This is a genomic window from Scytonema hankhaensis NUACC26, from assembly GCF_045865695.1.
In the GTDB taxonomy this organism is placed as follows: Bacteria; Cyanobacteriota; Cyanobacteriia; order Cyanobacteriales; family Nostocaceae; genus Scytonema.
The window spans coordinates 14,294-25,820 of record NZ_BAACAP010000176.1; the positions used below are offsets into that span (position 1 = coordinate 14,294).

Annotated in this window: 10 protein-coding genes; 3 read left to right on the plus strand and 7 right to left on the minus strand. The window is 40.9% G+C overall.

Annotation, left to right across the window (positions count from 1 at the left end; all coding sequences use genetic code 11):
- The first annotated feature begins 47 nt into the window (after positions 1-47).
- A complete protein-coding gene (locus ACKTT2_RS15955; RefSeq protein WP_407888545.1) occupies positions 48-629 on the plus strand; it encodes a Uma2 family endonuclease in 582 nt (193 codons plus the stop codon).
- Between the two features lie 6 nt (positions 630-635).
- Here the strand turns inward: ACKTT2_RS15955 and argJ are convergent, their stop codons facing one another.
- The 5 genes from argJ to ACKTT2_RS15980 all read right to left on the minus strand — a co-directional run bounded on the left by argJ (position 636) and on the right by ACKTT2_RS15980 (position 6,575).
- A complete protein-coding gene (gene argJ, locus ACKTT2_RS15960; RefSeq protein WP_407888547.1) occupies positions 636-1,877 on the minus strand; it encodes a bifunctional ornithine acetyltransferase/N-acetylglutamate synthase in 1,242 nt (413 codons plus the stop codon).
- Between the two features lie 608 nt (positions 1,878-2,485).
- On the minus strand, positions 2,486-3,967 hold the full coding sequence (gatB, locus tag ACKTT2_RS15965) for an Asp-tRNA(Asn)/Glu-tRNA(Gln) amidotransferase subunit GatB (protein WP_407888549.1): 1,482 nt from the start codon (positions 3,965-3,967) through the stop codon (positions 2,486-2,488).
- A 148-nt stretch (positions 3,968-4,115) separates the two neighbouring features.
- A complete protein-coding gene (locus ACKTT2_RS15970; RefSeq protein WP_407888551.1) occupies positions 4,116-4,616 on the minus strand; it encodes a HugZ family pyridoxamine 5'-phosphate oxidase in 501 nt (166 codons plus the stop codon).
- A 74-nt stretch (positions 4,617-4,690) separates the two neighbouring features.
- Positions 4,691-5,152, minus strand: a complete 462-nt coding sequence (locus ACKTT2_RS15975) for a DUF4383 domain-containing protein (RefSeq protein WP_407888553.1) — start codon at positions 5,150-5,152, stop codon at positions 4,691-4,693.
- Between the two features lie 448 nt (positions 5,153-5,600).
- Positions 5,601-6,575, minus strand: a complete 975-nt coding sequence (locus ACKTT2_RS15980; RefSeq protein WP_407888555.1) for a Rieske 2Fe-2S domain-containing protein — start codon at positions 6,573-6,575, stop codon at positions 5,601-5,603.
- 106 nt (positions 6,576-6,681) lie between these two features.
- On the opposite strand from ACKTT2_RS15980, the gene ACKTT2_RS15985 reads away from it, so the two are divergent.
- Positions 6,682-7,326 carry a TetR/AcrR family transcriptional regulator gene (locus tag ACKTT2_RS15985; protein ID WP_407888557.1) on the plus strand — a complete coding sequence of 215 codons (645 nt, stop codon included), beginning with the start codon at positions 6,682-6,684 and terminating at the stop codon, positions 7,324-7,326.
- Positions 7,327-7,580: 254 nt separating this feature from the next.
- Here the strand turns inward: ACKTT2_RS15985 and ACKTT2_RS15990 are convergent, their stop codons facing one another.
- Both ACKTT2_RS15990 and ACKTT2_RS15995 read right to left on the minus strand, forming a co-directional pair.
- Positions 7,581-7,796, minus strand: coding sequence for a hypothetical protein (locus ACKTT2_RS15990; RefSeq protein WP_407888559.1), 216 nt, complete (start codon positions 7,794-7,796; stop codon positions 7,581-7,583).
- Positions 7,797-8,076: 280 nt separating this feature from the next.
- Positions 8,077-8,727: a helix-turn-helix transcriptional regulator gene (locus tag ACKTT2_RS15995; RefSeq protein ID WP_407888561.1), complete on the minus strand. Its 651-nt coding sequence runs from the start codon at positions 8,725-8,727 to the stop codon at positions 8,077-8,079.
- Between the two features lie 158 nt (positions 8,728-8,885).
- On the opposite strand from ACKTT2_RS15995, the gene ACKTT2_RS16000 reads away from it, so the two are divergent.
- Positions 8,886-11,378 carry an ATP-binding protein gene (locus tag ACKTT2_RS16000; protein ID WP_407888563.1) on the plus strand — a complete coding sequence of 831 codons (2,493 nt, stop codon included), beginning with the start codon at positions 8,886-8,888 and terminating at the stop codon, positions 11,376-11,378.
- Positions 11,379-11,527: the final 149 nt, after the last annotated feature.

Consider the following 11,527-nt stretch of genomic DNA (forward strand, 5'->3'; position numbering starts at 1 on the left):
ATTTCTTGGGTGAAAATTTCAGATTGATGGCGAGTGAGGCAATAGCCATGACCGCAGTCACCAAAAAACTTACTCTTCAAGAGTATCTTGCTTATGACGATGGGACAGATACCAGATACGAGCTGGTGGATGGAGAGTTAGTGGAAATGCTACCAGAAACGCAAAGAAATAACTTAATTGCCATCTACTTGCTGTCAAAATTTCTCACACTGGTATCTTTAGATCTCATTTGTCACAAAGACACAGAAATTATGGTAACAGGGAATCGAACTCGCGTCCGCCTTCCAGACTTAATGATATTAACTGAAGAGTTACGTGCAGCGATTGGTGGCAAACGAGCAACAATTACTCCAGATATGCCACCTCCCGTATTAGTGGTTGAGGTTGTCTCCCCTGGTAAAGCAAATGAAGATCGCGATTACCGCTACAAGCGATCTGAGTATGCAGCAAGAGGGATTCCCGAATACTGGATTGTCGATCCCGGTAATGCAAGAGTTACCGTGCTTACACTGGTAGAAGGATTATATGAAGAATCTGTGTTTCAGGGGGACGATTGCATTACCTCTTTGACTTTTCCCGATCTCAAACTGACTGTAGTGCAGGTCTTGGAAGCAGGGGAAAGAGAATAAATTTGGTCAAGTTGTATACTCAGCGTTAATTTTTACGTAGTCGTAACTGAGATCGCAACCCCAAGCAGTACCGACACCAGTACCATTACCAAGACTAACCGATATCAGAACTGTATCCTCTTTTAAATAAGCACCCGATGCGGCTTTTTTCATGTATTCGCTTGCAGCAGAGCGATCGAAATTTTGTGGTTGACCGTTCTCCAAAAGCAAGAAATCTCCTAATGTAATCTTGAGGTTTTCTTGCTCAAAAGGAACTCCAGCCCGTCCTGCAGCAGCAGCGATACGTCCCCAATTTGGATCGCGTCCAAAAATAGCGGACTTGACAAGGGATGAACCTGCAATGGTTTTGGCGACTTGTCGGGCTACATATTCGTCGTGCGCTCCCGTGACTTGTACCTCCACAAGGCAAGTTGCGCCTTCACCGTCACGGGCTATTGCTTTAGCTAAATGCTGACACACTGCTGTGAGCATTGCCTCTAAGTTTTCCGCTTCTGTACTCATTTCAGTCATAGCCGGGGTACGAGATTGCCCGTTCGCAAGTGCAATTAAGCTGTCATTGGTGCTGGTATCTCCATCAACAGTGATGGAATTAAAACTTTTCTCAGCCGCACGGCTTAACATTTGCTGCCAGAGAACGGGAGACACTGCAGCATCACAAGTGACAAAGGCTAGCATGGTTGCCATGTTGGGATGAATCATACCAGAACCTTTGGCAATACCACCAATTCTCACAGAGCGATCGCCAATTGTTGTCTCTAAGGCAATAGATTTTGGTACTAAGTCCGTGGTGATAATTGCACCTGCAGCAGCATCGGAACCTGTAGCAGAAAGGGCTGCAATGAGTTTGGGAATCCCAGCTTTCAAAGTTTCCATAGGAATACGTTTGCCAATGACTCCAGTAGAAGCTAAAAGCACCGATTCGGAGGGAATGTTCAGTGCTTGACCCAGAGCCATTGCAGATTCTAGAGCATCAAACCAACCTTGGCTTCCCGTTGCAGCATTTGCTTGTCCTGCATTACAGAGAATAGCACGAGCGTTATGCTTAACTTGCAATCGCTGACGGCAATAATCAACACAAGCAGCTTTGACCTGACTCGTCGTAAATACGCCAGCTGCAATAGCTTCTACATCGGACACTATCAAAGCTAAATCTGGTAGCCCCGACGGCTTTAACCCTGCTGTAATTCCTGCTGCTTGATATCCTTTGGGTGCTGTAATACCGCCACTAATTTCTTGCCAATCTGCCATTCCTTTTGCTCCATGTCTATATACTCGCTCAAATGGCGATTATATCAGTGACTGGGGATTGGCGATTAGGGATTGGGGATTGGCAATTAGGGATTGGGGATTGGCGATTGGCAATTAGGGATTAATGGAAAAAAAGAGAGCCACTTGGGTAGCTCTCCAGATCATCAGGGTGCATCTGTTTATCATTTTATAGCATATCTGGGATGAATGGTTACACCCCTCATTTAAATCTTGAGATTAAATATTCTCATACATACGTCAACGGAAAAAATGTAAGTAGGGTGGGCAATGCCCACCGTTCAATATTGGTGGGCATTGCCCACCCTACGCCTGGTCACTGCTCACTGGTTACTGGTCACTGTTATTAAGGCTCGGAAAAATAAGCAAAAAAAAAGAGAGCCACTTGGGCAGCTCTCCAGATCATCAGGGTGCATCTACTTATCACAGTATATCATTTTTGCACTGAGGGGTAAGACCCCTCATGTGTCTTTTTATGAAGATACTATGAAGGTAGAGTGAATTGTCTAGCGATCGCTGCTCACGGCTCACTGGTCACTGGTCACTGGTCACGGCTCACTGGTCACTGGTCACTGGTCACTGGTCACTGGTCACTGGTCACTGTTAAGCTTCTTCTCAACCAATTCGTTAGTCAATTTGGGTTCCGCAAGTTTATTGGTTTTTTTAAGAACTTGCCCGACGAAGAAACCTTTGAGGTTGGTGTTGCCTTTGCGATATTTCTCCAACTCTTTGGGATTAGCAGCCATGACTTCATCAATCATGGCTTCCAGTACATTAGGATCGCTAATGAGTTCCTTTCCTTTGAACAATTCGTTAGGAGAACGACCGTTGAGTAACTCTGGTAAGTTCTCTTTAGCTATGGCATTGCTGATTTTACCTGTTTCAATACGAGTGATAACATCAGCAAGATTTTCAGGTGTCAGAGCAATTTCAGCAATGTTAAGTTTGTTTTTATTGAGATAGGCAGCGATATCTTGAGTAATCCAGTTAGCGGCTTGTTTGGCACTTGCACCTGCAATGATAGTTGCTTCAAAAAATTCAGATACCCCACGTTCTTCTGTCAGCACTCGTGTATCGTAAGCAGAAAGCCCTAGTTCGTTTTCATAACGATGGCGCTTTTGTGCTGGTAGTTCGGGGAGTTGGCTGCGCCACGTGTCTAATTGCTCTGGGGTAACTTCAATTGGGGCTAAATCGGGTTCTGGGAAGTAGCGGTAGTCGCTAGAACCTTCTTTAACCCGCATACTAATTGTGCGTTGGCTGCCTTCTTCCCACAAACGAGTTTCTTGAACAATACGCTCTCCGGCTTCTACGGCTTCAATTTGCCGTTCGATTTCGTATTCGATCGCTCGTTGAATGGCGTTGAAGGAGTTCATGTTTTTTATTTCTACCTTTGTGCCAAACTCCTTTTGTCCAATGGGACGCACGGAGATGTTGACATCACAGCGTAGAGAACCTTCTTGCATATTGCCATCGCTGACACCGAGGTAGCGTAAAATTCGGCGCAACTCTTGAGCATATTCGGCAGCTTCTTGCCCGGAACGCAAGTCTGGTTCGGAAACAATCTCTACTAACGGTACACCAGCACGATTGTAATCTACCAAAGAATAAGCCGAACCTGAAAGGCGATCGCTTCCTGCGTGGACTAATTTACCTGCATCTTCTTCCATATGCAAGCGGGTAATACCAATTCGCTTGCGCTTCAGATTCCCATCTTTATCAACAAGCTCAATTTCCAACCAACCGTGTTCGGCTATGGGCAAATCGTACTGAGAAATTTGGTAATTTTTAGGGAGATCGGGATAAAAATATTGTTTGCGATCGAATTTACTGTATTGAGCAATTTGGCAATTCAGTGCTAACCCAGCTTTAACAGCATATTCTAGTACCTTTTCATTAAGAACTGGCAAAACTCCGGGCAAACCCATGCAAACTGGATCGATATTAGTGTTGGGGTCACCACCAAACGCTGTAGAACTCGTGGAGAAAATTTTTGTTTCGGTGCTGAGTTGACAATGGGTTTCCAAACCAATTATTGCCTCGTACTCAGTTTTGACTAGGGCAGAAGAAGTCATAAAATTGCGAATTGTCTTTTTATTTAGTTATTCTTTAAAGTATTGTAACGGACGGGAAGGGGGCAGTGACCAGTGACCAGTTACCAGTTACCAGTTACCAGTGACCAGTTACCAGTTACCAGTTACCAGTTACCAGTTACCAATGCCCTCATTTCCTGTTTTCCCCCGTAATATGTTTGAGGGTGTTAAAGCCATTCGGGTCTACTTCATATGCAGCACCAAAACCAATAACAAAGCGTCCCGTGTTTGGCGTCAGCTTAAATATCCGAAAATCTGGTAGTTCGCGCAACATTTGAATAATTTCGCCAAAACGTGCTTCAAAACTATCGACGATTTGCTGCCAAGAATCGGTATCTCGTTCTATTAGGGTTGCTGTACAGTCAAAGATAAGACGGCGACGGGCAAAAATTTGTTTGGTTTTTGACTCATCTTCTATAAATAACACGCTCACGTTGGGTACTACGTGTAAATTTTGAGTGTGGGTAGAAAGACCGCTTACGTATATGTAAATATTTTTGTTTTCATCAAGGACAAAGGGAGCGTAACTAGCATTGGGCGTACCATCTGCACTAACAGTAGCGATCGCAACACTAAGAAAATCGTCGGTGAAGCCTTGATATGCAGCAAGAGCAGTTTCAAATTGTGGCATGAACGTTGAGTGAGGAAGTTCCGCTTAACAGTATGCCAGTTTCTGGGTTTCCTCGGCATACTGTTAATTTATAGCTAAAAGCGGTGGCGCTTGCGCCCACCTGCCATAGAGCGTTCCTGTTCTCTAAGGGTTACAGGATCGGGTGTTTTGAACCCGAAGTAAGCAGCAATTATGGCTGTAACTGCATGAAGCCAGACGTTATGACCAAATATCGGAATTATACCGAATACTGTATTAAGAACTGGCAATAATCCCATGATTGCCAATACTCCATAAAAAACTGCTAAACCACGTGCATAGCTGCGCGATCTAATATAGCTACGGTAGGAAATGAGTCCCCAAACACCAACGGCTATATGCACAATGTTATGGATAACATTGATAGCAAATAATTCCAGTAAGTAACCGTATCCAGTCTTAATCAAAACTTCTGGTCCACCAGTACCAGGTGTTGCAACCATACCTGGGATGAAGCCGAACAAACCAATTAATACATACACTATGCCGGAAACAAGGGCAAAGTAGCGTGCTCCCATAACAATAACTCCATTTTTATTTAGATTTTAGGAAACTAGAGGAATTCCCATTCCTACACGAACTCACTCTGTTGATGACAATAAACATCTCCTGAAATTAATTATTATTCCATACAACCTTTGCAAATACGCGCCAAGCTCATCTCTACATGATTTTTTGGGTATGTCTACTCTTTTCCTGTCAGACGATTACCATTACACGTAGGGTCGGCAATGCCCACCAAAGCGCGAATGTGTGGCATAGCCCTACCTACAAAGATCGGTAACTTTAGAGGGGAAAGGGGAGTAATAGTTTTTCTATCTTTAACTTATTTCCAATTCAAAAAGAAATTCAACTACCTAAAGTGAGAATTATTCAGTATCATTCCTCAAAAGTTAGAGGATTTCACTGGTCACTGGTCACTGGTCACTGGTTACTGCTCACTGGTTACTGCTTACTGCTCACTAACTATTGGTCACTTATTGGAAAATTTTCAAAATTTCGTCGTACCCAATCCATACCGACTTCGTTGTTAAGTTTGATGTGCTGCACTGTGTTGGTATAGAGTTTGCCCAAAATATTAGCATCTTGCTCGATAACAATATCGATTAACCGTAGGAGATTTCTTTTGAGCAGATGAGCTAGGGGAGAGTGGGCTTTCATAAACAGTAAAACCCCAACACGGGAACGATCTGCTGATTCTGGAATGTAAAAATGACATTCTTTAAGACTAAAGAGCGAACTTTCACCGTGCATGATTCCCAAGCACGGGAAGTAGTTTTCTAAATGAGCCTCAAGTACTTTTGGCAGTAACAAAAGTGCAGGGTTCTTCAAAATGTCTTGGAGTTTGGGTTTGGTTCTTGGTTGAGCAATATAGGCATGGGAGTGAAATCCGTTATCGATAAACTGTTTGAGTTGGACTTCTTGAATCTCAAATAACTGGCGATGAGTACCATTTTGGTGATTGTAGTCATGCATATTTAACAGCAAATTGAGAAAATCCGTCTTGATACTGCGATCGCCTGTCAAACCAATAAATTCATACTCTGCCGCAATTTCATTCATGATTTTTGGGATGGGAATTTTTGGCTCATATCCTCCGTATGACCAAATAAAGTCACCTTGAACAATTAACTCCAATGGTTTTACTAAAGATTTGGTAGGTTTGTTGGAACCGGGTAAAACCGTACAACCATTGCCATCAAATTCTAGAGCATGAAATGGGCAAGCTACTGTACTGCTACTATCAGGTTTCACTACACACCAACCTTCTGACAGCATTGCACCCATATGGGGGCAGGCATTCGGCAAGCAGTTTATTTTCTTGGTATTGTCCTGCCAAAGAACGTAGTCGTTGCCGTAAAGCGAAACTTTCATGGGCTTATTTGGAGCGAGCATGGAGCGATGTCCCAAGAGCCACGGTGCGCCTTGTAATATTTTCATACAATTTATGACTTTATTAACTAATTTTTTAGTTAGTTTAATAGGTTACAGTTAAGATCGTCAAGGAGAAATTTATGATGGGAAAGGAAACCGAGTGTGAGCAGTTATGGTTCAGTTGCGGAAAATAAAGAGTCGCCCCGTGCGCGATGCAGAAGTCACTCAACAGCAAATTCTGGATGCAGCAGAACTGGAATTTGCACGCCACGGGTTGTATGGAGCACGTTTAAGCGCGATCGCAAAAGCTGCTGGCGTGACTAATGCTATGATTCACTACTATTTTGAGAGTAAAGAAGGTTTGTACAAAGCAGTGTTACAGCGTCCTGCATCTGAATTAGCAACAGAATTTGCTTCACTGGATTTAAACGAACTCTCACCAACGGAAGCTTTGGAGAACATGATACGGGTTGCGATCGCGTATGAGGCAAAGCATCCTCATCGGCAAATGCTCTGGTTTCAGGAAGCCAGTCAAAATCGTGGAGAATATATTAAACTAAGTCAACAGAATATGGTTGAAGTCCATTCTTATTTGTTCCAAGTTTTAGAGCGAGGTATAAAAGATGGAAGTTTTCGGGAATTAGATCCTAGGCTAACTGGGCTGCACATCATTTCGATTTGCATTTTCTATTTCATAGCTCATGAAAATTGGAAGCATCTGACACCAGAAGTCGATCGCCTCAGTCCAAAGATGGTAGAAAAGCATACCGAAGCAGTTGTCGAACTTATTTTGGCTGGCGTGAAGAAGATACGTTAAAAAAAACCCCCGACTCGATTCGAGGGTTGTGCAAGGAACAATTGGAAATCTTTATTGTTTATGGAACAACCCAATTATTGATTTCTACTCGAGCAATAATTGTTATTTCAAAAACATTGGATATTTGACGTAAGTAGGTAGGAAGAAATAAATACAGCTACGTTACAAAATGTAAATTTATCTAAAACCCTTACCAATGACAAATAACAACCCTTGTTTTTCTAGCATCGGGTGCAATGCTGTTTAGAATATATTCAGGACAGAGCCATTGTCCATTGCCTGTTGTCCCTTTCGCTTCTCATTCTCACAGGTAATTTTCTAACAGTAGCCTCAGAGGTTTCACAGGTTAAAATACATTTGTGACCGCTCATGACTGGCATATCTTGCCAGCAACTACGGCAAAACCAGTAAATTTCATTGCTACGAATATGTCGTAAAAGTTGATGAGAACAGCAGGGACAGTAATTCATAGTTTATTAAGAATTTAATGTTAAAAGTGTTTACAATCTTGAATCGCTTGTCTGGTAAATCTGTAATAGATACAAAACAAACTCTTCAAGTTTTAAACATAGATTGTAAATGTGAGGAACTTGTGAGGAAACTATAACATTGATAGAAAAACTATTTGGGATCAAGGAGAAAAGAGGAGTTTATACCTATAGTAAGCCAATGTGTCAATAGGCAACTTGGTACAAAGGCATAGAAAAAGTTACGCCTGCACGATAATTACCAGACAGTCTGCAAAAACCCCTAGATCCAAATACGATAAACACAGCGTCGCCCACCTGCAACGATATGCTCGGTTCTTTCAACCATAGCATCATCACCTAAAACAGTTTGGAACATTTCAAATTCTTTGCGGCAAAGCCCCGTACAAGAAGTCGCTGCAGCACAAATAGGACAGTGATTTTCAATAAGTAAGAAAGAACCATCTTCCTCTTGTTGAACTTCAGCCATGTATCCTTCATCTGTTCGTTTTGCAGCTAATGCTTCTACCCGTTCTTGGAGAGATCCATAAATCGGTACTTGTTTTTGATACTCTGCTATTTGTTGGCGAGTTCTAATTTCTAGCAAACGCTCAAGCCCTTCTTCACCAAAAGCTTCTGTCATAGAATGAAGTAAGCTGAGAGTTAACTCTGCATAACCTTCTGGAAACAAATGATTTGCAGCAGAAGTTAACTGCCATATTTTCGCGGGTCTCCCCATTGAACGCTGTTCTTCTTCGTAGGTGACTAAATTTTCTTCTTGTAGTGCATATAGGTGCTGGCGTATTGCCATCGCCGTTACCTTCAACTGGGAAGCTAAAGCATGAGCGTCCATTGGTCCCTCTTGCTTCAATAATTTCAAAATAGCCCGTCTGGTACGGATATTCGCTGATTTATTAGATGATTGACTCTTCATAATATATAGTCTAATCCGTTTTTGTATGAAATTGTTAAGTTAGCTGAATTCGTGGGAACCATATATCTGACACTTGCTAGGAATCGTCATATATTAAAATGCCGTTACAAAACCATGCACAAGTTTTATTTAAAAAATTTTTGATATTTTTTTTGCCAATGTCCGCTTTGCTTGCTGCGGTATTAGGAGGTCTGTATTACGGAAAAATTCGGGCTGAGAGAACTGCAATGAAAATCAGCGAACTCCGTAAGGTAAAAATGCAAGCTAGAGTCATAGTCGGAAACTTTAACTTGGTTGTCTCGGATTTGATGGTTCTGTCAGAACAAATAGAACTCCAAGAAGTTTTGGAAGGAGTTAGCGAGCAAAGTTCGACCCTTGCTGAAGAATTTTTATCTTTTTCTCAACATAAAAAACTTTACGACCAAATTCGTTTTTTGGATAAGACAGGTAAAGAAATTGTTAGAGTGAATTTTAACCGCGCTCGCCCAAATATAGTTCCTAAAGAACAGTTACAAATTCAACTGAAACATTACTGGTTTAATGATACTTGGCGCTTGAACAAAGGAGAAGTCTTTGTGTCTCCCTTGGACTTAAATATTGAACGTGGAGAAGTTGAGTACCCAATAAAGCCAATGATTCGCTTTGGGACTCCCGTTTATGATAATAGCGGGCAAAAACGGGGTATTGTCATATTAAATTATTTTGGAAAAAAGCTGCTAGACTCATTCGCTCAAGTTAGTTATGGAACAAACGGTCAGTCAATGCTTCTTAATTCTGAGGGATATTGGTTAAAGGGACTAAAATCTGATGAGTGGGGATTTATGTTTCCCAATCGTCAACATCGTACCTTCGGTAAAGTGTTTCCTGAAGTATGGAAGCAAATTTCTCGAAGACAATCGGGACAATTTCAAACTTCTGATGGATTATTTACTTACACAACAGTTTATCCATTAGTAGAAGGGCAAAAATCAAGTACGGGTTCTGGACAAGCTTTTACACCTAGTAAAAATCAACTGAGTGCTCGTTCTTATTACTGGAAGATTGTCTCATATGTACCAACAGAAGCTTTCGACCTTAGCTCGAATGAATTAATTATTGAATTACTATATCTTTATATAGGATTGGTCAGTGCAACTGGTATTGGTTCTTGGATACTAGCCCAAGCAAGTGTTAATCGTCAGATAACCGAAATAGAATTAACCAAATCTCAAGCTCGTTTGCTAGAACTTGCCGAACGAGAAAATTTGTTAAAAAGATGTCTATCGAGCCATATTCGTAACTCTCTAGAACTTGATACAATTTTAAGCACAGCAGTTGCGGAAGTTCACAAACTTCTTCAGATAGACCAATGTCAATTTTTTTGGTGTCATATAAAAGATAAATCTATTGAGTTTAAACTGAGTCATGAAGCTTGTCGTCCACATTTGTTGACTGCGTTTGATTCCTCTCCTATTGAGAAGGTTGAAATGTTAAGCCAAGCAATTATTCAAGAAAAGTTTCTCAAATTGGATAATGTTTTGACAGATGCACGTTTAGATAGTGTCAGTCGAGAATTTTTATTCAATTTGGGTTTAACTTCTTTACTAGGAGTAGCAATTTACACTAATTCTAATCGATTGGGAGTTCTTATTTGTCAGCAAACGACGGATACCCGTATTTGGAACGACAATGAGGTGGAATTGGTTTTGGGAGTGGCAGATCAATTAGCGATCGCAATCGATCAAGCAGAGTTATACAATCAAAGCCGTGCCGCAACAGAAGCGGCGACTATCCAAGCAGAAAAACTTGAAACAACTTTACTGCAACTACAGTATACTCAAGCCCAACTGATTCAGACGGAAAAAATGTCTAGTTTGGGTCAACTTGTGGCTGGGATCGCTCATGAAATCAATAACCCTGTTAATTTTATTTATGGCAATTTAAATCATATTAAACAAGATTTACAGCAGTTGCTAGATTTGATAAAACTTTATCAAAAATCTGAGATTATTCCTACTCCTCAATTACAAGCTTATCTTGAAAATATAGATATAGATTTTATCACAGAAGATTTACCGAAAATGATAGCTTCTATGAAAATGGGTTCCGATCGCATTCGTCAAATTGTAATATCCTTGCGGAACTTTTCTCGACTAGAAGAAGCTGAAATGAAGTCTGTCAATATTCATGAAGGAATAGATAGTTCTCTGTTAATATTGCAACACCGTCTTCAAGAAAAAAGTTCTAAAATTCAAATTGAAATTATTAAAGAGTATGGGAATCTACCGAAGATAGAGTGCTATCCCGGACAACTCAATCAAGTTTTTATGAATTTGCTCAATAATGCCATTGACGCTATAGAAGTCTTATTGGTAACACTACCTTCATCAATCAATAACTTAGGACAAATTGTTATCTGTACGGAAGTGTATGACTCTAACAATATTTCTGTAAAAATAAAAGATAATGGAATCGGTATGAATGAGGTAGTCAAAAAAAGAATTTTTGACCCTTTCTTCACAACTAAACCTGTCGGCAAGGGAACGGGATTAGGTTTATCTATTAGTTACCAGATTATTACAGAAAAACATCGAGGAACTATTGAGTGTAGATCGGAACAGGGAATAGGGACAGAGTTTTGGATTAAACTTCCCGTGCAACAAAATAGTTAATATAGAAATCCTATCTGATTTGTGAGAAAATCTCAGTGTAGTTAAAAAATTAAATAGAATGGTTCATAATAAGGAATATTACATCAGGAAGTCATGTTACAGTTTTTTGATGCGTCTTATAACTCTTTCTGCTTTAATCTCTGTAGGTG

What these genes read in the sequence shown, in the direction of transcription:
- ACKTT2_RS15955 (WP_407888545.1), top strand. Translation starts at nt 48, where the DNA reads ATGACCGCAGTCACCAAAAAACTTACTCTTCAAGAGTATCTTGCTTAT.
- ACKTT2_RS15970 (WP_407888551.1), bottom strand. Translation starts at nt 4,616, where the DNA reads ATGCCACAATTTGAAACTGCTCTTGCTGCATATCAAGGCTTCACCGAC.
- ACKTT2_RS15980 (WP_407888555.1), bottom strand. Translation starts at nt 6,575, where the DNA reads ATGAAAATATTACAAGGCGCACCGTGGCTCTTGGGACATCGCTCCATG.
- gatB (WP_407888549.1), bottom strand. Translation starts at nt 3,967, where the DNA reads ATGACTTCTTCTGCCCTAGTCAAAACTGAGTACGAGGCAATAATTGGT.
- ACKTT2_RS15990 (WP_407888559.1), bottom strand. Translation starts at nt 7,796, where the DNA reads ATGAATTACTGTCCCTGCTGTTCTCATCAACTTTTACGACATATTCGT.
- ACKTT2_RS15975 (WP_407888553.1), bottom strand. Translation starts at nt 5,152, where the DNA reads ATGGGAGCACGCTACTTTGCCCTTGTTTCCGGCATAGTGTATGTATTA.
- argJ (WP_407888547.1), bottom strand. Translation starts at nt 1,877, where the DNA reads ATGGCAGATTGGCAAGAAATTAGTGGCGGTATTACAGCACCCAAAGGA.
- ACKTT2_RS15995 (WP_407888561.1), bottom strand. Translation starts at nt 8,727, where the DNA reads ATGAAGAGTCAATCATCTAATAAATCAGCGAATATCCGTACCAGACGG.
- ACKTT2_RS15985 (WP_407888557.1), top strand. Translation starts at nt 6,682, where the DNA reads ATGGTTCAGTTGCGGAAAATAAAGAGTCGCCCCGTGCGCGATGCAGAA.
- ACKTT2_RS16000 (WP_407888563.1), top strand. Translation starts at nt 8,886, where the DNA reads ATGTCCGCTTTGCTTGCTGCGGTATTAGGAGGTCTGTATTACGGAAAA.